Raw genomic sequence first — 19,543 nt, forward strand, 5'->3', positions numbered from 1 at the left:
TTATGGACGCTGTCACCCAGGTCCCCGCTCCGGTCAACGAGCCGGTGCACAGCTACGCCCCCGGCTCCCCCGAGCGCGCCCGCCTCGAGATCAAGCTCAAGGAGCTCTCCGAGAACCCGCGCGAGCTGCCGATGACCATCGGCGGCGTGAAGCGCCTCGGCGGCGGCGAGGAGTTCAAGGTCGTCCAGCCGCACAACCACCAGGCCGTCATCGGCACCTTCCGCGGCGCCACCACGCAGGACGCCCAGGACGCCGTCGACGCGGCCCTGGCCGCGGCTCCCGCCTGGCGCGCGATGGCCTTCGACGACCGTGCCGCGATCATCCTGCGCGCCGCCGAGCTGCTCGCCGGCCCGTGGCGCGAGACGCTGGCCGCGTCCACCATGCTCGGCCAGTCGAAGACCGCCCAGCAGGCCGAGATCGACACCCCGTGCGAGCTCGTCGACTTCTGGCGCTTCAACGTGGCGTACGCCCGTCAGATCCTGGCCGAGCAGCCGCCGGCGAACTCTCCCGGTGTGTGGAACCGTCTGGACCACCGCCCGCTCGAGGGCTTCGTCTACGCGATCACGCCGTTCAACTTCACCGCCATCGCGGGCAACCTGCCCACCGCCCCCGCCCTCATGGGCAACGTGGTGGTCTGGAAGCCGTCCCCGACGCAGACCCACTCCGCCGTGCTCCTCATGGAGCTCCTGGAGGAGGCCGGCCTGCCGAAGGGCGTCATCAACCTGGTGACCGGCGACGGCATCGCCGTCTCCGAGGTGGCCCTGAACCACCGCGACCTGGCCGGCATCCACTTCACCGGTTCGACCAGGACCTTCCAGCACCTGTGGAAGACGGTCGGCACCAACATCGAGAAGTACCGCTCGTACCCGCGGATCGTCGGCGAGACCGGTGGCAAGGACTTCGTCGTCGCGCACCCCAGCGCCGACCGCGCCATCCTGAAGACCGCGCTGACCCGTGGCTCCTTCGAGTTCCAGGGCCAGAAGTGCTCCGCGTCCTCGCGCGCCTACGTTCCGGCCTCCATCTGGAACGACGGCTTCAAGGAGGAGTTCGCGGCCGAGGTCGACGGCATCACCATGGGTGACGTCACCGACCTGTCGAACTTCATCGGCGCCGTCATCGACGAGCGCTCGTTCGCCAAGAACAAGGCCGCGATCGACCGTGCCGCGGCCGACCCGACCTGCACGATCATCGCCGGCGGCACGTACGACGACTCGGTGGGCTACTTCGTCCGTCCGACCGTCATCGCCTGCACCGACCCGGAGAACGAGGTCTTCAAGGCCGAGTACTTCGGCCCGATCCTCGCGATCCACGTGTACGACGACAGCGCCGCCGACGGGTACGACGCGATGCTGACCCAGATGGAGTCGGTCTCGGACTACGCCCTCACCGGCTCGGTCATCTCCGGTGACCGCGCGGCGGCCGCGTACACGATGGAGAAGCTCCGCTTCGCCGCGGGCAACTTCTACATCAACGACAAGTCGACCGGTGCCGTCGTCGGCCAGCAGCCCTTCGGCGGCGGCCGTGCCTCGGGTACGAACGACAAGGCCGGCGCCCCGCAGAACCTGATGCGCTGGACGCTGACCCGCGCCATCAAGGAGACGCTGGTCCCGCCGACCGAGTACGGCTACCCCCACATGGGCTGACGCCCCCCGCCTCCACGGAGGCCCGCCGCGCGAGCGGCCCCTGATCACCGCCCCCCTCCCCGGTCCCCCAACCGAGGACGGGGGCGGTTCTCATGCGGCGGGCTTACGCTGCTGGGAGGGGGCTTCGGTGAGGAGGCACGACATGCCTGGTTCGACGACGATCCGGCCGGGGCACGGGGTCGACGGGGTCGAGCACCTCGACGCGCTCCGGATGACGTCCCTGATGAAGGAGCTGGGCCGGCTGCTCACGGCTACGGGACCCGAGCGGATCACCGACACACAGGTGGCCGCCCTGTACGGCGGCGAGGCCGGCCGTCGGGAGGACCTCACCGACTGGGTGGAGCGCGTCGCCCGCGATCTGGAGAAGGCTACGGCCTGACCGGAACGCGCCGCGCGAGGAAGTCGCCGATCAGCGAGGCGATCCGCGGTGCGTGGGTCTCCAGGGCGAAGTGGCCCGTGGGGAGCAGGTGGATCTCGGCGTCCGGGAGGTCACGGCGGAAGGCTTCGGCGCCCGCCGGGACGAAGACCTGGTCGCCTTCGCCCCAGACCGCGAGGAGCGGGACCCGGCTGGTGCGGAAGTACTCCTGGAAGGCCGGGTAGAGGGCGAAGTTGGAGCCGTAGTCGGCGATCAGCCCGAGCTGGATCTCGTCCTGTCCCGCGCGGGCCATCAGGGCGGCGTCGTGGTGCCAGGCGTCGGGGTCGAGGAGGTCGCGGTACTCGGCCGGCACGCCCGTCTCGTACTGCCAGCGGATGCCGTCCAGGGAGCGGATGCCGCGCACCGGCTCCTCGGTCTCGGGGGTTCGCTTCTCGATCAGGGCGAGGACCGGCGCCCAGGCCTCGGCGCCGAGGCCCTCCTCGTACGCGTTGCCGTTCTGGCTGATGATCGCGGTGATCCGCTCCGGGTGGGCGAGGGCGAGGCGCAGGCCGATGGGGGAGCCGTAGTCCTGGATGTAGAGCGCGAACCGGTCCAGGCCGAGTGCATCGGTGAACTCCGCCGTGAGCGCGGCCAGTTCGGCGAAGGTGTAGTCGAAGTCGGCGGCGGAGGGGGCCGCGCTGCGGCCGAAGCCCAGGTGGTCGGGGGCGATCAGACGGTACCGGTCGGCGAGGAGCGGGATCAGGTCGCGGAACATGCGCGAACTGGTGGGGAAGCCGTGCAGCAGCAGAACCACGGGGGCGTCGGCGGGCCCGGCCTCCCGGTAGGCGATCTCGTGGTCGCGGACCGTCACGGTGCGATGGTGCGTCGGCAGCACGGCGCTCGTCATTTCTAACCCCTCAAGTTCGCGTCACTGGTTATGAGATGACTCAACCAGGTGGCAGCTAACCTGTCAATGGCGTTTTAACGGTTAGGAATGGGTGTGCGGGCCTGGGCGCGTGACCGTGAGGATCGCGCCCACCCGTGAACTCGGGGCCGACCGGCTGAGGGGCACGTCTTCCTGCGCCCGGCGGCCGGACGGACGCTGCCCGATCCGGCCGCGGCGCTCGTCTTCGACTGGAGGGACGGCGACGTGATGTGAGGGGAGCGGGGAGGGTCAGGAGGCCTTCGGGCGGTCCTGGTCCACCCGGCCCTTGGCCGTCTCCAGCTGGGAGGTGAACAGCGCGGAGAACATCGAGGCCAGGGCGATGGTGAGCGCGAGTCCGCCCGTCCCGAGCGTCCCGATGAAGCACGCCGCCGCCGCGCCGCCGACGACCACGGTCCACACCGCGAGCGCCACCTTGCCGCGGCGGCTGAGGAACAGCCACCGGTGCGGGGCGTCCGGCCGGGCCTCCAGGGCGCCCGCCGGTCCCGCCGTCGCCGCGCGCGGCCGCTTGAAGTAGCCGTACACCAGCCACTCGCCGCACAGCTCCCAGCCCTCGGGCTCCAGTTCGGCCAGGACCTTGGCGCGGCGCCGGGCGCCGATGATCTCGCGGCGGTACTCCCAGCGCAGTGCCGCCGTCGCGGAGCGGCGGCAGACGAACCGGCCGAGGGAGTCCAGGGACTCCACCTCCCAGCCCTGGTCGCCGTGGACGGTGAGCATCCGGCGGTCGTTGAAGAGGTCCGCCGTCCAGGTCCAGCTCTCCGCCTTCCCGTCCGGCTCGCCCGGCAGCGGTGCGAGCCCGCCGAGCTGGGCGGCGAAGGCGGTGGCCGGCCCGAACTCCTCCTCCGGGCGCGTCCCGGTCCCGGAGAGGTGTCCGCGCAGGTCCTCGACGGTGGCGGCGATCTGCTCCTCCGGCACGCCCGTGGTGCGCAGCGCGTCGGAGAGCTCGGTGAAGTAGCGGTCGGATTCCGTGGTCATGCGGTGGTTCCCCCTGGGTGGAGCGTGGTCTCGACGGCGCGGTGGAAGCGCAGCCAGTCGCGGCTCTCGGTGGCGAGGTGCTCGCGCCCCCGCGTGGTGAGCCGGTAGTAGCGGCGTCCCGGGCCGCGTTCGGCGGCGCGGAACTCGGCCTCCACCAGACCCGCTTCCTCCAGGCGGTTCAGTACGGGATAGAGCGTCCCGCCCTTGATCTCGCCGAGACCCGCCTCGGCGAGCGCCTTGGCGATCTCGTACCCGTAACTCTCGCCGTCGGTCAGGCGGGAGAGGACGAGCAGGTCGAGGACTCCCTTGAGCCAGCTGGATCTGCGGTCTGCGGCCATGGACGCATTGCAGCACCAGCTAGGTAGGAATGCAAGCTAGATAGGTCGGCCGTGTCATCAGGGGCTGACGCACCGTCCCGCGCCGTCTCAGATAGTAGGAAGTCCGAGTAATTGTGGAGACAGATGAGAGGACCTGCCCTAGCTTTGTAGAAGCCGAACGTCTCGCTACATCAGCGAATGGCGGTCGAGAGCGCGACGCCCCTGTGCAGGCAACCCCTGCGGCGGCGCTCCCCGCCCCTGCCGGCACCTTCGATCACCACTGATCTCCGCACGTCGGATCACCACTGATCTCAAGGAGTCGATCCCTCATGGCAACTCAGACCGCCCCCCGCGTCCGCCACTCCGCCAAGCGTCCCAGCGACGAGGCCCGCCAGAACGCGGCCGCCGCCCTCCAGCGCGCCCTCGACCGCCGTGACAACGGCGGCTCCACCGGCCACTGACACACCTTCACCCGGATGGCGCTTCGTCCACATGATGGACGTTACGTGTCAGACGATGGGACGAAGAGTAGGGTGCCGACATGTCTCACAGCATCAATCTCGCAGTCATTCCCGGCGACGGCATCGGCCAGGAGGTCGTGGCCCAGGGCCTCAAGATCCTCGCGGCCGTCCTTCCCCAGGACGTGAAGCTGGAGACCGAGGAGTACGACTTCGGCGCCAAGCGCTACCACGCCACCGGTGAGACCCTCACCGACGCCGACCTCGACTCGCTCAAGAAGCACGACGCCATCCTGCTCGGCGCCATCGGCGACCCGTCGGTGCCCTCCGGCGTGCTGGAGCGCGGCTTCCTCCTGAAGCTCCGCTTCGCCTTCGACCACCACGTGAACCTGCGTCCCTCGAAGCTGCTCCCCGGTGTCGCGACCCCGCTCGCCGGGCAGCCCGAGATCGACTTCGTCGTGGTCCGCGAGGGCACCGAAGGCCCGTACACCGGCAACGGCGGCACCATCCGCAAGGGCACTCCACACGAGGTCGCCACCGAGGTCTCGGTCAACACCGCCTTCGGCGTCGAGCGGGTCGTCCGTGACGCCTTCGCCCGTGCCCAGGCCCGCCCGCGCAAGAAGCTCACGCTGGTCCACAAGAACAACGTGCTGACCTTCGCCGGCCACCTGTGGACGAACATCTTCACCAAGGTCGCGGCCGAGTTCCCCGAGGTCACCACCGACTACCTGCACGTCGACGCCGCGACGATCTTCCTCGTCACCGACCCGGCCCGCTTCGACGTGATCGTCACCGACAACCTCTTCGGCGACATCATCACCGACCTCGCCGCGGCCGTCTCCGGCGGCATCGGCGTCGCCGCCTCGGGCAACATCAACCCGAGCGGCGAGTTCCCGTCCATGTTCGAGCCGGTGCACGGCTCCGCACCGGACATCGCGGGTCAGGGCAAGGCCGACCCCACGGCCACCGTCCTCTCCGTCGCGCTCCTGCTGCGCCACCTCGGCTACGAGACCGAGGCCGTCCGGGTCGAGGAGGCCGTCGCGGCCGACCTCACCGAGCGCGGCGACAGCGTCCGCACGACGGACGAGATCGGCGACGCGCTCGCCGCGCGAGTAGCCAGCTGACCCGGCCGGACTGACATTCCACAGCAGCCGCCGGGTCGCCACAGCGCCCGGCGGCTGACTTCTGCGCGGCCCCGGGTGCCCCCATCGAACCCAGGACCGTGTTCACCCGTTTCCCGCACCGGTCCCCGCGAGCGATAATCGGACGTGGGGCCGTGCCATGCGGGCATGCTCGGACGTCCACTCGTCAGGGACAAGCTGTCTCCGAGAGCGGCGTTCGCGCGCGGTCCTACCCACACAACCGGTGAAGGACACGCACTCATGACGACGCCCACGATCGAGCTCAAGCCCTCCTCCAGCCCGCTGTCCGCCGCGGAGCGCGAAGCGATCCTGGCCAACCCGGGATTCGGCCGCCACTTCACCGACCACATGGTCACCATCCGGTGGACCGAGGGCCGTGGCTGGCACGACGCCCAGCTCGTGCCGTACGGCCCGCTCGCGCTGGACCCGGCCACCAACGTCCTGCACTACGCGCAGGAGATCTTCGAGGGCCTGAAGGCCTACCGCCGCCCCGACGGCTCGGTCGCCAGCTTCCGTCCCGACGCCAACGCCCGCCGCTTCCAGGCCTCCGCCCGGCGGCTCGCCATGCCCGAGCTGCCCGTCGAGACCTTCGTCGAGGCCTGTGACGTCCTCGTCCAGCAGGACAAGGCGTGGGTCCCGGCGCACGGCGGCGAGGCCTCGCTCTACCTGCGTCCGTTCATGATCGCCACCGAGGTCGGCCTGGGCGTCCGCCCGGCCAACGAGTACCTCTTCGTCGTCATCGCCTCCCCGGCCGGCCCGTACTTCCCCGGCGGCGTGAAGCCCGTCTCCATCTGGCTCTCGGAGAACCGCGTCCGCGCCGTCCCCGGCGGCGTCGGCGACGCCAAGACCGGCGGCAACTACGCGGCCTCGCTGCTCGCGCAGGCAGAGGCCGCCGAGAAGGGCTGCGACCAGGTCGCCTACCTGGACGCCGTGGAGCACAAGTGGGTCGAGGAACTCGGTGGCATGAACCTGTACTTCGTGTACGGGAACAAGCTCGTCACCCCGACGCTCACCGGCTCGCTGCTCGCCGGCATCACCCGTGACTCGCTGCTCAAGCTGGCCGCGGACCTCGGTCTGGAGCCGGAGGAGGGCCGTGTCTCCATCGACCAGTGGCAGGCCGACAGCGCGAACGGCACGCTGACCGAGGTCTTCGCCTGCGGCACCGCCGCCGTGATCACCCCGGTCGGCACGGTCAAGTCCGAGCGGGGCGAGTGGCGGCAGTCGGACGGCGAGCCCGGCGAGGTCACGATGAAGCTGCGCGACGCGCTGCTCGCCGTCCAGACCGGCAAGGCCGAGGACGTCCACGGCTGGATGCACGAGCTGGGCTAGTCCCTACTCGGCGCGCACCAGGGCTTCCGGGGCCGTGACGGTCCCGGAAGCCCTGTTCGGCGTCAGGATCGCGTACAGCGTGCCGCCCACGAGCCCCGACAGCACGAAGCTGCAGTCGATCCCGCCGGTCAGGGCGAGCAGCGGTGCGTCGTACAGCGGCGTCGACACGGCGGCGAGGCCGACCGCCGCGCCGATCGCCCACGAGGCGGTGGCGCGCGGGTGCCAGCCCGCCGAGAACCAGTAGATCCCGCCGCGCGAGCGCCGGTTGTAGACCTGGAGCGCCTCCGGGTCGTACGACCCTCCGCAGCGCACATGGCCGATCAGGGTGATCACCGCCCACGGCGTGCCGATCGCCGTGAGGAGCAGCACGAACGAGGTCATCGCCGACTGCGCGTCCGAGGCGAAGTGGCCGAGGAAGACGAAGACCGTCGCCACCGCCGCGACCACGAGCGTGGCGCGGGCCCGGGTGGCCCGGGGCAGGATCGCGTCCAGGTCGAGGCCCATCGAGTACAGCATCAGTCCGGCGTTGCCGACGGAGCCGGCGGTGGCCGCGACGAGTAGCGGGACCAGGTACCAGGCGGGCGAGGCAGCGACCAGCGGTCCCGCGTAGTCGAGCCCGCCGCGGGCGGCGAGCGCCGTGAACGTGCCGAAGAGCTGGGGGACCAGCAGCCCGACGACCAGGCCGAGACAGGTGGCCCGCCGGACGGAGCGGATGCTGTGCCGCTCGGGGGAGACGTACCGGGTGTAGTCGCCGAGCAGGGTGATGAAGGCGACCGGTCCGCTGAGGCCCGCCGCCACCGCCGAGAGCACCCAGGTCGGCCAGAACGAGCCGAGCAGGTACGGGGTGTCCGGCACCGCCGCGGTCGTGAAGTCCCCGGCGTACGCGAGGAGTCCGATGGCCAGGAGTACGGTCATGACGACGGCGAGCGCCTTGCTCAGCTTGAGCAGCAGCCGGTAGCCGTACACCGCGGCGACCGCCGTGCAGGCGGCGAGCAGCGCGTAGACGACGGCGTGCGTGGCACCGCCGGCCGGCAGGCCGACCAGCCGGGCGAGCGTCCCCACCATCACGTCGCCGCCGATCCAGAGGGTCAGCGCGGTGTACCCCAGCGAGAGCAGCAGGCCGACCACCGAGCCGACCAGCCGGCCCCGCACGCCGAAGAAGGCGCCGGAGGAGGTGGAGAGGTTGGTGGCGGTACGGAGCGACACCAGGGCCAGCGGGGCGGTGACGGCGACGCCGACGAGGGTGCCGGTGACGACCGAGGTCAACGAGGCCCAGAGCCCGAGCCCGAAGGAGACCGGGAGCCAGCCGAAGACGATCACCCCCAGGCAGAGGTTGGACCCGAGCAGGATCGCGACGAGATCCCGGGGACCGCTGGTGCGTTCGGCCTCGGGGACGGTGTCGACTCCGCGCTGTTCGATCGGCATGGGGCCTCCTGGGGGCGGCAGTGGCGAGAGATTTAGAGTGGCGCTCAATGTGACCTGTGGCAGTGCCTCGCGTCAATCCTTGGAGAAGCGCGTCTCAACATTTAGAGTGTCGCTCAAACAGGAGGTGATGCGGACGTGCGACCGACCCCCGCGGAGTGCGACCGGCGGCCGCTCCACGGCGCCGCCGGGCTCGCCCGTGCCCGCCGGGCCCGTGGTCCGCGACGGCGAGGCGGTCCGCGACGGCGAGCGACCCGCCCGGCCGATCGAGTCCGCCCGGCCCCGGTCCCCGCGCCCTCCGTCCCCCCGGTTCCCTTCGTCCCCCTGCCCCCGCCGTTCCCCGGCTCCCTCTAGTGCCTCTAGGACCCGAGACCATGACCTACCGCATGCCCGCCGAATGGATGCCGCACGAGCGCACCTGGATGGCCTGGCCCAGCCCGAACCCCACCTTCACCAACGCCGACGAACTGGCCGAGGCCCGTACGGCCTGGGCGTCCGTGGCCCGGGCCGTACGCCGCTTCGAGCCGGTCACGATGGTGGTGGCGCCCGGCGACGCCGAGTCGGCCCGCGCCCTCGTGGGTGAGGACGTCGACCTGGTCGAGCGGGATCTCGACGACGCGTGGATGCGGGACATCGGCCCCACCTTCGTCACCGACGGCACCGGACTGGCCGCCGTGGACTGGGTGTTCAACGGCTGGGGCGGCCAGGACTGGGCCCGCTGGGAGCACGACTCGAAGATCGCCCGGCACGTCGCGGACGCGGCGGGAGTCCCCGTCCTCTCCTCGCCCCTCGTGAACGAGGGCGGCGCGATCCACGTCGACGGCGAGGGCACGGTCCTGCTGACCGACACCGTCCAGCTCGGCGCCGGCCGCAACCCCGGGTGGACCCGTGAGCAGGTCGAGGCCGAGATCCACGCCAAGCTGGGTACGACGAAGGCGATCTGGCTCCCGCACGGCCTCACCGGCGACTACGGCCTCTACGGCACCCAGGGCCACGTCGACATCGTCGCCGCCTTCGCCCGCCCCGGCACGGTCCTCGTCCACAGCCAGCAGGACCCGGCCCACCCCGACTATGAGCGCTCCCGGATGTACGCCCACATCCTGCGCGGCCGGACCGACGCCCAGGGCCGCCCCCTGGAGGTCGTCGAGATCCCGGCCCCGACCGTCCTCAAGGACGAGGAGGGCGACTGGGTCGACTACTCGTACATCAACCACTACCTGTGCAACGACGGCGTGGTCCTCTGCGCCTTCGACGACCCGCACGACGAGCTGGCGGCCGAGATCTTCCGCCGCCTCTTCCCGGAACGCGAGGTCGTCCTGGTCGACGCGCGCACGATCTTCGCAGGTGGGGGCGGTATTCACTGCATCACACAGCAGCAGCCGAGGATCTGAGGCAGGGAGGGGATGAGGTAGAACGTACGAGTGACCCGTATGGACCCCTCCGACCCCTCCCGCCTCTCCGGGGCCGCCGCCCCGGCCTCCCCGCCCCGTCGGCGCAACCAGGCCGCTCCCCCGCGCGGGGAGCTGCTCGCCGCCGCCATGGGCACCATCGCCGAGCGCGGGCTCGACGGGCTGACCATGGCCGGGCTCGGGCGGCAGGTCGGGATGAGCAGTGGGCACCTGCTCTACTACTTCCGCACCAAGGACGAGCTGCTGCTCCAGACCCTGGAGTGGAGCGAGGGGCGCCTCGGTGCCGAGCGGAGTGCGCTGCTCTCCCGGCCGGGGACCGCGCGCGAGCGGCTCGACGGGTACGTCGACGTGTACGTGCCCGACGGGCCGCGCGATCCCCACTGGATCCTGTGGCTGGAGGTCTGGAACCGGTCCCAGAACGCCGACGCCGACGGCCGGATCCGCATGGCGGCCATCGAGGGGGCCTGGCACCGGGACCTGGTCGCGATCCTGGCCGAGGGCGTCTCACGCGGCGAGTTCCGGGCCGTCGACCCGGACCGCTTCGCCACCCGTACGCGAGCGCTCCTGGACGGTTTCAGCGTGCACGTGGCCGTCGGCGTACCCGGGACCGGCCGGGAGCAAGTCCTGGAGCACGTGCGCGAGTTCATCGAGCAGGACCTGCTGGCGCGAGGGTGACCGCACGGGGCCCGGTCCCGTGCCGCGACCACAACGCACGTAAGTACACGAGATCGTTGTCCTCTGCACCCTTGTTGGCCCGGCGTCACCTCCGGCACGGTTCCGGTCCATGGGACGAGAGCACTGGAAGAAGATCTGGGTCGGCTCCGCCGGCAACATGGTCGAGTGGTTCGACTGGTTCGTGTACGCGAGCTTCGCCACCTACTTCGCGGGGGCCTTCTTCCCCGAGGGCAACGACACCGCCAAACTCATGAACACCGCCGGCATCTTCGCCGTCGGCTTCTTCATGCGGCCCGTCGGCGGCTGGCTCCTCGGCCGGGTCGGCGACCGCAAGGGCCGCAAGGCGGCCCTCACCCTCACCGTCACCCTGATGTCCGCCTCCGCGCTGCTCATCGCGATCGCGCCCACCTACTCCGTCGCCGGATACGGCGGCGCCGCGGTCCTCCTGGTCGCCCGGCTCCTCCAGGGGCTCTCCGTCGGCGGCGAGTACGCCGCCAGCGCCACCTACCTCACCGAGGCCTCCGCCCCGGAGCACCGCGGCTTCGCCTCCAGCTTCCAGTACGTGTCGATGACCGCGGGCCAGATCCTCGGCCTCGGGCTGCTGCTCGTCCTCCAGCACACCCTGTCCGCCGAGGCCCTGCACAGCTGGGGCTGGCGCATCCCGTTCGTCCTCGGTGCCCTCGGCGCGGCCGTCGTCTTCTACCTGCGCCGCACGATGCTGGAGACGGAGGTCTACGAGACCACCGCCGACGACGGCGTCGCGAGCGAGCAGAAGGGCACCCTCAAGGCCCTGTGGGCGCACCGGCGCGAGGCGTTCCTCGTCATGGCGCTCACCATGGGCGGGACGGTGGCGTACTACACGTACACCACCTATCTCACCAAGTACCTCTCCAACTCCGCCGGTCTTCCCAAGCAGACCGCGACCCTCGTCTCCTTCTGCGCCCTCATCGTCTTCGCCTGCCTCCAGCCGCTGGCCGGCCGCCTCTCCGACCGCATCGGCCGCCGCCCGCTGCTCATCACCTTCGCGGTGGGCTCCACGCTCCTCACCGTGCCGATCCTGACGATGCTGAAACACGCGGGCTCCTTCTGGCCGGCCCTCGGGCTCTCCCTGCTCGCGCTCGTCGTCATCACCGGCTACACCTCCATCAACGCCTGTGTGAAGGCCGAACTCTTCCCCACCGGCATCCGCGCCCTCGGCGTCGCCCTGCCGTACGCCCTCGCCAACGCGCTCTTCGGCGGCACCGCCGAGTACGTGGCCCTCTGGTTCAAGGACGCGGGCATCGAGTCGGGCTTCTACTGGTACGTGGCCGGCTGTGCGGCCGTGTCCCTGGTCGTCTACCTCACGATGCGGGAGACCAGGGACATCGACCTGGGCCGGGTCGGGACGGGCGACGCCGGGGTGCCCGGGCAGCGGCGCGGCCAGGCGGGAGGCTCGCCGGAGCGGCTCCCCGTGTCATGAGTCCGCGGGCGGCGGGTCTCCCGAACGGCTGCCCGTATCGTGAGACCCCCGTCCCGACGGGACCGTACCTGTGTCAGACTTCCGGCGTGCTTGCTACCACGATGATTATCGGCAGCAGCGCGCCGGTCCGCAGTGGCCACTGATTCGCGGCACGACCCCCGCGGCAGTGGACACCGTGCCTCAGACCCGCGCGCAGACCTCTCGCACCCGCGAGGGGTTTTTTCGTTTTCCGGCCCCACCCACGCCGGAAGCGGACGTCGCGTGAGAATGGGGGCAAGTGGATCCAGACCTTCCGGAGCCACATCCGACAGGAGCCATCACAGTCATGACCACGGAGAACGCCGAGAGCCAGCGCCTCGACGACAGCTTCCATGTCTTCGACACGACGCTGCGCGACGGGGCGCAGCGTGAAGGCATCAACCTCACCGTCGCGGACAAGCTGACCATCGCCCGGCACCTCGACGAGTTCGGCGTGGGCTTCATCGAGGGCGGCTGGCCCGGAGCCAACCCGCGCGACACGGAGTTCTTCGCCCGCGCCCGCCAGGAGATCGCGTTCAAGAACGCGGAGCTCGTCGCCTTCGGCGCCACCCGCAGACCGGGCGGCGACGCCGCCGCCGACCCGCAGGTCAAGGCTCTCCTCGACTCCGGCGCCCCGGTCATCACGCTCGTCGCCAAGTCCCACGACCGGCACGTCGAGCTCGCCCTGCGCACCACCCTCGACGAGAACCTGGAGATGGTCCGCGACACCGTCTCCCACCTGGTCTCCCAGGGCCGCCGCGTCTTCGTCGACTGTGAGCACTTCTTCGACGGCTACAAGGCCGACCCCGACTACGCCAAGGCCGTCGTCCGCGCCGCGCACGAGGCCGGCGCCGACGTCGTCATCCTCTGCGACACCAACGGCGGCATGCTCCCCGCCCAGATCCAGGCCGTCGTCGCCACCGTCCTCGCCGACACCGGCGCCCGCCTCGGCATCCACGCCCAGGACGACACCGGCTGCGCCGTCGCCAACACGCTGGCCGCCGTCGACGCCGGCGCCACCCACGTGCAGTGCACCGCCAACGGCTACGGCGAGCGGGTCGGCAACGCCAACCTCTTCCCCGTGGTCGCGGCCCTGGAGCTCAAGTACGGCAAGAAGGTGCTGCCGGACGGCGCCCTCGCCGAGATGACCCGGATCTCGCACGCCATCGCCGAGGTCGTCAACCTCACGCCCTCCACCCACCAGCCGTACGTCGGCGTCTCCGCCTTCGCGCACAAGGCCGGGCTCCACGCCTCCGCGATCAAGGTCGACCCCGACCTCTACCAGCACATCGACCCCGAGCTGGTCGGCAACACGATGCGGATGCTGGTCTCCGACATGGCGGGCCGTGCCTCCATCGAACTCAAGGGCAAGGAGCTCGGCGTCGACCTGGGCGACGACCGCGCCCTCATCGCCCGCGTCGTCGAGCGGGTGAAGGAGCGCGAGCTCCAGGGCTACACGTACGAGGCCGCCGACGCCTCCTTCGAGCTGCTGCTGCGCGAGGAGGTCGAGGGCCGGGCCCGCCGCTACTTCCGTACGGAGTCCTGGCGTGCGATCGTCGAGGACCGCCCCGACGGCACCCACGCCAACGAGGCCACCGTGAAGCTCTGGGCCAAGGGCGAGCGGATCGTCGCCACCGCCGAGGGCAACGGCCCCGTCAACGCCCTCGACCGCGCGATGCGCCTCGCCCTGGAGCGGATCTACCCGCAGCTCGCCAAGTTCGAGCTGGTCGACTACAAGGTCCGCATCCTCGAGGGCCGCCACGGCACCGAGTCCACCACCCGCGTCCTGATCACCACCAGCGACGGCAACGGCGAGTGGTCGACGGTCGGCGTCGGCGAGAACGTCATCGCGGCCTCCTGGCAGGCCCTGGAGGACGCCTTCACGTACGGAGTCCTGCGGGCCGGCATCGACCCCGCCGAGTAGTCAGGCCGCTGCCGGGAGCGGCGGTCTATGTCTTGTTTGTCGCGCTTCGGGTAGCGTCGAACCATGAGGACCAGGCCGCTCTCCGTACTGTCGGCCCTCGGCGGGCTGATACTGCTGCTGCTCCTGGTCCTGGCTCCCTCCGCGGGTGCCAGGGCCACGGGGATCTCCGACGCGGCCGCCGCCCTGGAACAGGGCCCGGTGTACGTCGACCCGGGCGCCGCCGACCAGCTGTCGAAGTCCCAGGCGGACGCCCTCGCCCAGAAGATCAAGGCCGCGGACAAGCCGCTGTTCGTGGCGGTCCTGCCCGCGAACGCGCAGTTCCCGCCGGAGAACCTCCTCCAGAACCTGCGGACCCAGACCGGAATCACCGGCCTGTACGCGGTCCGCCTCGGCACCGGCTTCGACGCGGGCGCCGACCGCGCGGTCATGTCCCAGCAGGCCGTGCGGAACCTCGTCACCTCCGTGAAGCAGCCGGGGGTCGACGCGGCCACCGAACTCGACGACTTCGTCGACCAGGCCCTGCCCACCCTGCGCGGCTCCGCCCCCGCGAGCTGGGGCTCCGTCGGCACCGACGACGGCGTCCCCGTCGCCGGCCTGGTGACCCTCGGCGCCGTGGTGGTCGCCGGAGGCGCGGGCGCCTACGCGGTCGTCCGCCGCAACCGGCTCCGCAAGGAGGCCGAGGAGCGCGCCGCCCTCGACAAGCTCCGGGTCGTCGTCGACGAGGACATCACCGCCTTCGGCGAGGAACTCGAACGCCTCGACTTCCACCCCGCGGAGGCGGGCGCCGACGACGCCATGCGCGGCGACTACGAACGCTCCCTCGACTCGTACGACAAGGCGAAGTCCCTGATGGCCTCCGCCGGCCGGCCCCATGACGTCCGCGCGGTCACCGAGGCCCTGGAGGAGGGCCGCTACGCGCTCGCCGTCCTGGCCGCCCGCCGTGAGTCCCGGCCGCTCCCCGAGCGCCGCGCCCCCTGCTTCTTCGACCCGCGTCACGGCCCGTCCACCGAGGACCGCACCTGGACCCCGGCCGGCGGCACCGCCCGCGAGGTCCCGGTCTGCGCCGCCGACGCGTCCCGGCTCGACGACGGCCTGGACCCGATGGCCCGCACGGTCGACGCGGACGGCGTCCGCCGCCCGTACTGGGAGGCGGGCCCGGCCTACGGCCCCTGGGCCGGCGGCTACTTCGGCGGCGGCATCCTCCCCGGCCTCCTCCTGGGCACCGTCCTCGGCTCGATGCTCTCCACCCCGGCCTACGCGGCCGAGTACGGCGGCGGCGACTTCCAGGGCGGCGACTTCTCCGGCGCCGACTTCAACTCCGGCGACTTCGGCGGCAGCGGCTTCGGCGACGGCGGCGGCTTCGGCGGCGGCGACTTCGGCGGGGGTGGCGGATTCGACGGCGGGGGCGGGTTCTAGGGAGTGTCCTGTCGCTCAGGCCGGGCTCGCGCCGTCCCTGATCCGGCCCGATCGACGAGACATCCCCGGGCGGTCCCTCAGACCAGTGGCTTCACCGACATCAGCAGGTGGCGGTGGGCCGGCTCCGGGCCGTCGGTCAGGAGGGCCCGCTGGCCCGGGCCGAGGAGACGGAAGTGGACCTCCGGGCTGTCCAGGGTGGTCAGGGCGTCCAGGAGGTAGCCGGGGTTGAAGGCGACCGTGAGGGTCTCCGGGCCCGTGAGGGTGGCCGGGAGGTGCTGGGAGGCCACGTCGTCCTCGTAGCCCGCCCGGAGGTGGATCGAGCGGGGGGTGAAGGTGAGCTGGACCGGGCTGTCGCCCTCGGCGACGACCGCCACCCGCTTCACGGCCTCCGTCAGCGGCACCCGGTCGGTGGCGGCCAGGGCGTGCTCGCCGAGGGTGAAGAGCTTGTCGTGGCGGGGGAGCCGTCCGTCCAGGAGGCGGGTGGTGGTGCGCAGGCCGTCGCTCTCGAAGCCGATCGAGCCGCTGTCCAGGGCGAGCCGGGCCGGGCCGGTGCCCGTCAGGGAACGGGCGATCTCGGTGAGGCGCCTGGCCGGGACGACCACGTCGGCCGGTTCGCCGCCGTCCGCCTCCGGCCTCCACTCCAGGGTCCGGACCGCGTAGCGGTAGCGGTCGGTGGCCGCGAGCGTCATGGTCGTACCGTCCAGGGCGAGCCGTATCCCGGTGAGGACCGGCAGCGAGTCGTCCCGGCCCGCCGCCACGGCCACCTGGCCGACCGCCGAGGCGAAGGCGTCCCCGTCCACCAGGCCGCGGACCTCGGGCAGCGCGGGCGGGGCGGGGTAGTCGTCCAGGGGCAGCAGGGAGAGGCCGAAGCGGGCGTCTCCCGAGGTGACCGAGAGACGGGCGCCCTCCACGGCGAGCCCGGTGACGCCCCGGGGGAGCACCTTGCAGATGTCGAGCAGCCGCCGGCCCAGGACCAGGGCGCTGCCCTCGACGTCCGTGTCGGCCTCGACCTCGATCCGGGCCGAGGCCTCGTGGTCGAGGCCGGAGACCCGCAGCCGGCCGTCCGCCGCCTCCAGGAGCAGACCGCCGAGGACGGGCATGGGGGAGCGGGCCGGCAGGACGCGCGCGGCCCAGGCCACGGCATCGGTCAACACGCCGCTGTCGATACGGAATTCCATGCCGCCGACGCTAGAGGCCGCCACTGACAACGCCGGTGACCTGCGAATCCGGGAACCCGGGAAGGGAATCGCTCCCCCGTTCGTTGGAGTCGATCAAAGGTCGACGACGTTCAGGGGGAGCAGCGCCATGAGCCACGGTCACGTCCAGGTGGAGGTCCACGGGACGGTGGAGCCCGGATTCGAGTCCGTACGGGAGGAGTTCGCCACGGTCGTGGCGAACGAGGCGCGCGACGGCGGAGCCCAGCTCGCCGTCCATCACCGCGGCCGGCTCGTCGTGGACCTCTGGGGTGGTGACGGGGTCGACGGGGACTCGCTCCTCGGCCTCTACTCCTCCTCCAAGGGGGCGATGGCCCTGGTCGCCGCGCTGCTCGTCCAGGACGGCGTGCTCGATCTCGATCGCCGGGTCGCCTCCTGGTGGCCCGAGTTCGCCGCCGAGGGCAAGGGGGAGCTGACCCTGCGGCAGCTGCTCGCCCACCGGTCCGGAGTGATCGGCGTCGACGGCGGCCTCAGCCCCGGGGAACTCGCCGACGACCGGGCGGCCGCCGCACGGCTCGCGGGCCAGCGGCCGTTCTGGGAGCCCGGCACCGCCCACGGCTACCACGCCCTCGTGATCGGCGCCCTCGTCGGCGAGGTCGTCCTGCGCGCCACCGGACGCACGATCCAGGAGCTGTTCGAGGAGCGGGTCCGCGCCCCGTACGCGCTCGACTACTACCTGGGCCTGCCCGAGGAGCTGGAACCCCGCTTCCGTACGGCCCTGCCGCTGCTGCCGACGCCCGCCGAGCAGGCCCTCCTCGCGGAGAACCCGATCGCCCCGGACAGCCTCATGGCCATCGCGTTCAACCTCCACGCGGACCCGCCGTTCGACGACGTCGAGTACGCCAACTCCCGTACGGTCCGTGCCCGGGCACCGCTCTCCGGCGGAGGCATCGGCTCCGCGCGCGGCCTCTCCCGGATGTACGCGGCGATCGCCGGCGAGCTCGACGGCCGCGCCCCGCTGCTGAAGCCGGACACGCTGGCGGAGTTCGCCCGGATCCACTCGTCCGGCCAGGACATGGTGACCGGCTCGACGAACGCCTTCGGCCTCGGCTTCGTCCCGCTGGCCACCCGCCACCCGGTGCTCGGCCCGGGCGCCGTCGGCCACAGCGGTGCCCCCGGCTCCCAGTCCTTCGCCGACCCGGCCACCGGCCTCGCCTACAGCTACGCCCGGCGGCGCTTCGGCTTCGCCGCGGGCCCCGGGGCCGTCGAGAACGACCGTCTGATCCCGGCGGTCGTCGCGGCGGCCGCGCGCCGGGACGAGATTCCGGGGGCGGCCGGAGCAGCCGTCTGATGTGATCGTCCCCGGCGCGACGCCGAGGGGCGTCCCACGCCGAGCGCCCGCCTTCCGCTGTCGCGGAGGGCGGGCGCGCTCGTGTCGCTCGGATGCGGGACCCGGGTCCGGGACCGTATCGCTTTCCGGGATCAGGCGGCGTTCTTGATCGCGGAGATGTCGAAGTTCAGCTTGACCTTGTCGCTGACCATCACGCCGCCGGTCTCCAGGGCCGCGTTCCAGGTCAGGCCCCAGTCGGAGCGCAGGATCTCGGCGGAGCCCTCGAAGCCCACGCGCTCGTTGCCGTAGACGTCCGTCGCGGAGCCGTTGAACTCCAGGTCGATCGAGAGCGGCTTCGTGACGTCCTTGATGGTCAGGTCGCCGGTGATCCGGTACGTCTCGCCGCCGAGCTGCTCGGCCCGCAGGGAGCGGAACGACATGAGCGGGAACTGCTCGACGTCGAAGAAGTCGCCGCTGCGCAGGTGGCCGTCGCGGTCCGCGATCCCCGTGTCGATCGAGGCGATCTTGACGTCGATCGAGGCCGTGGAGGCGCCCGGGTTCGCGCCGTCCAGCGTCAGGAGGCCCTCGTGCTCGGCGAAGGTGCCGCGGACGTTGGTGACCATGGCGTGACGGACGGTGAAGCCGATGCTGCTGTGGGCCGGGTCGATGGTGTAGTCGCCGGTCAGGGCGGTCAGGGCCGGGTCCACGGGGAGGGTGGCGACGGCGACGGCGGACTCGTTGCTCTTGCGGTTGAAGATACCCATGACTGACGGCTCCTTGATCGGGATGTGTGTCGAGCGGTTCTTGTTGAATCTTCAACGAGATTGACTGTAGACGCATTCCGTTCAACTTTCAACATCTCTGGAAGATGTTCACCGGAACGGTGCCGTCAGGGTGCCGACGCCCTCTGGCGGACGCGCGTAGATCTGCGGCACCATCTCCCTGCGCGAAGAGCACCAGAGCACCAGAGCACCAGAGCACCACCTGCACCACCGTCCCCACCGTCACGGTCACCAGCAGGAGGCAACCCCATGAAGCTCCGCTCCGTCGTCACCGCCCTCGCCCTCGTCCTCGGCGCACTCTTCGCGCCGGGCATCGGCGTCCTCACCGCCGCGGGCGAGGCCCACGCCGTCACGAAGATCAGCCACGCGACCGCCACCTCGATGTTCCGGTCCTCCGGGATCACCTGGTCCTCGTCCGGTGGCTGCTCCAACCGCAACGTCGCCACATGCACGTCCTTCGACCAGCTCAACCTGGCCACCGCCCAGGGCGCCCAGACCCTGCGGAGCGCCAGCGGCTGCGCCCTCAACATCACGGGCGGCACCGAGACCGGCCACGCGAGCGGCACGTACTCCCACTGGAACGGCTACAAGCTCGACTTCGGCAGGACCACCTGCGTCACCAACTACGTGAAGAACACGTTCACGTACATCGGCGTCCGCGGCGACGGAGCCCCGCAGTGGAAGTCCGGCGCCGGCAACGTCTACGCCGACGAGGGCAACCACTGGGACGTGACGTTCTACAACTGCGGCGGCTGCTGACCGGCGGTTCCGCTCCGGAAGAGCCCTCTTCGG

18 protein-coding genes are annotated in these 19,543 nt (G+C 71.4%); 12 read left to right on the forward strand and 6 right to left on the reverse strand.

The window, feature by feature from the left end; all coding sequences use genetic code 11:
* Positions 1 to 2 precede the first annotated feature (2 nt).
* Positions 3 to 1,643, forward strand: coding sequence for an L-glutamate gamma-semialdehyde dehydrogenase (gene pruA, locus OG392_RS25795; RefSeq protein ID WP_329283386.1), 1,641 nt, complete (start codon positions 3 to 5; stop codon positions 1,641 to 1,643).
* Between the two features lie 142 nt (positions 1,644 to 1,785).
* Entirely contained in the window at positions 1,786 to 2,022 is a 237-nt protein-coding gene (locus tag OG392_RS25800; RefSeq protein WP_329283388.1) for a hypothetical protein, read from the forward strand.
* On the opposite strand, the gene OG392_RS25805 is transcribed toward OG392_RS25800, so the two are convergent.
* The 3 genes from OG392_RS25805 to OG392_RS25820 form a co-directional block, all read right to left on the reverse strand.
* Entirely contained in the window at positions 2,012 to 2,905 is an 894-nt protein-coding gene (locus OG392_RS25805) for an alpha/beta fold hydrolase (RefSeq protein WP_329283390.1), read from the reverse strand. The two genes, OG392_RS25800 and OG392_RS25805, sit on opposite strands and share 11 nt — an antisense overlap.
* Positions 2,906 to 3,172: 267 nt before the next feature.
* Positions 3,173 to 3,916 carry a hypothetical protein gene (locus OG392_RS25815; RefSeq protein WP_329283393.1) on the reverse strand — a complete coding sequence of 248 codons (744 nt, stop codon included), beginning with the start codon at positions 3,914 to 3,916 and terminating at the stop codon, positions 3,173 to 3,175.
* Positions 3,913 to 4,254, reverse strand: coding sequence for a PadR family transcriptional regulator (locus OG392_RS25820; RefSeq protein ID WP_329283395.1), 342 nt, complete (start codon positions 4,252 to 4,254; stop codon positions 3,913 to 3,915). Before OG392_RS25820 ends, OG392_RS25815 begins: the two co-directional genes overlap by 4 nt.
* Before the next feature lie 308 nt (positions 4,255 to 4,562).
* On the opposite strand from OG392_RS25820, the gene OG392_RS25825 reads away from it, so the two are divergent.
* The 3 genes from OG392_RS25825 (at position 4,563) to OG392_RS25835 (ending at position 7,162) form a co-directional block, all read left to right on the forward strand.
* On the forward strand, positions 4,563 to 4,694 hold the full coding sequence (locus tag OG392_RS25825) for a hypothetical protein (protein WP_329283397.1): 132 nt from the start codon (positions 4,563 to 4,565) through the stop codon (positions 4,692 to 4,694).
* An 80-nt stretch (positions 4,695 to 4,774) separates the two neighbouring features.
* On the forward strand, positions 4,775 to 5,815 hold the full coding sequence (locus OG392_RS25830; protein WP_329283399.1) for a 3-isopropylmalate dehydrogenase: 1,041 nt from the start codon (positions 4,775 to 4,777) through the stop codon (positions 5,813 to 5,815).
* A 258-nt stretch (positions 5,816 to 6,073) separates the two neighbouring features.
* Positions 6,074 to 7,162 (forward strand): branched-chain amino acid aminotransferase, encoded by a 1,089-nt coding sequence (locus tag OG392_RS25835; protein WP_329283401.1) that lies wholly within the window; start codon positions 6,074 to 6,076, stop codon positions 7,160 to 7,162.
* Positions 7,163 to 7,165: 3 nt separating this feature from the next.
* Here the strand turns inward: OG392_RS25835 and OG392_RS25840 are convergent, their stop codons facing one another.
* The gene (locus OG392_RS25840) at positions 7,166 to 8,587 is read right to left on the reverse strand and encodes a cytosine permease (protein WP_329283403.1); all 1,422 of its coding nucleotides are present in this window, start codon (positions 8,585 to 8,587) and stop codon (positions 7,166 to 7,168) included.
* A 371-nt stretch (positions 8,588 to 8,958) separates the two neighbouring features.
* On the opposite strand from OG392_RS25840, the gene OG392_RS25845 reads away from it, so the two are divergent.
* The 5 genes from OG392_RS25845 (at position 8,959) to OG392_RS25865 (ending at position 15,485) form a co-directional block, all read left to right on the forward strand.
* Positions 8,959 to 9,975: an agmatine deiminase family protein gene (locus OG392_RS25845; protein ID WP_329283405.1), complete on the forward strand. Its 1,017-nt coding sequence runs from the start codon at positions 8,959 to 8,961 to the stop codon at positions 9,973 to 9,975.
* 147 nt (positions 9,976 to 10,122) lie between these two features.
* A complete protein-coding gene (locus OG392_RS25850; RefSeq protein ID WP_329287453.1) occupies positions 10,123 to 10,668 on the forward strand; it encodes a TetR/AcrR family transcriptional regulator in 546 nt (181 codons plus the stop codon).
* Between the two features lie 109 nt (positions 10,669 to 10,777).
* Positions 10,778 to 12,127 carry an MFS transporter gene (locus OG392_RS25855; protein ID WP_329283407.1) on the forward strand — a complete coding sequence of 450 codons (1,350 nt, stop codon included), beginning with the start codon at positions 10,778 to 10,780 and terminating at the stop codon, positions 12,125 to 12,127.
* Positions 12,128 to 12,452: 325 nt separating this feature from the next.
* Positions 12,453 to 14,069: a citramalate synthase gene (gene cimA, locus OG392_RS25860; protein ID WP_329283409.1), complete on the forward strand. Its 1,617-nt coding sequence runs from the start codon at positions 12,453 to 12,455 to the stop codon at positions 14,067 to 14,069.
* A 63-nt stretch (positions 14,070 to 14,132) separates the two neighbouring features.
* Entirely contained in the window at positions 14,133 to 15,485 is a 1,353-nt protein-coding gene (locus tag OG392_RS25865) for a hypothetical protein (protein WP_329283411.1), read from the forward strand.
* A gap of 77 nt (positions 15,486 to 15,562) precedes the next feature.
* On the opposite strand, the gene dnaN is transcribed toward OG392_RS25865, so the two are convergent.
* Positions 15,563 to 16,663, reverse strand: a complete 1,101-nt coding sequence (gene dnaN / locus OG392_RS25870; protein ID WP_329283413.1) for a DNA polymerase III subunit beta — start codon at positions 16,661 to 16,663, stop codon at positions 15,563 to 15,565.
* A 127-nt stretch (positions 16,664 to 16,790) separates the two neighbouring features.
* Here dnaN and OG392_RS25875 point away from each other — a divergent pair, with 127 nt between their 5' ends.
* Positions 16,791 to 17,990 (forward strand): serine hydrolase domain-containing protein, encoded by a 1,200-nt coding sequence (locus tag OG392_RS25875; protein ID WP_329283414.1) that lies wholly within the window; start codon positions 16,791 to 16,793, stop codon positions 17,988 to 17,990.
* Positions 17,991 to 18,121: 131 nt separating this feature from the next.
* Here OG392_RS25875 and OG392_RS25880 read toward each other — a convergent pair whose 3' ends face one another.
* Positions 18,122 to 18,733: a YceI family protein gene (locus OG392_RS25880; RefSeq protein ID WP_329283415.1), complete on the reverse strand. Its 612-nt coding sequence runs from the start codon at positions 18,731 to 18,733 to the stop codon at positions 18,122 to 18,124.
* 267 nt (positions 18,734 to 19,000) lie between these two features.
* Here OG392_RS25880 and OG392_RS25885 point away from each other — a divergent pair, with 267 nt between their 5' ends.
* Positions 19,001 to 19,510, forward strand: coding sequence for a hypothetical protein (locus tag OG392_RS25885; RefSeq protein WP_329283417.1), 510 nt, complete (start codon positions 19,001 to 19,003; stop codon positions 19,508 to 19,510).
* Positions 19,511 to 19,543: the final 33 nt, after the last annotated feature.

The sequence above is a fragment of the Streptomyces sp. NBC_00691 genome (genome assembly GCF_036226665.1).
Taxonomy (GTDB): domain Bacteria; phylum Actinomycetota; class Actinomycetes; order Streptomycetales; family Streptomycetaceae; genus Streptomyces.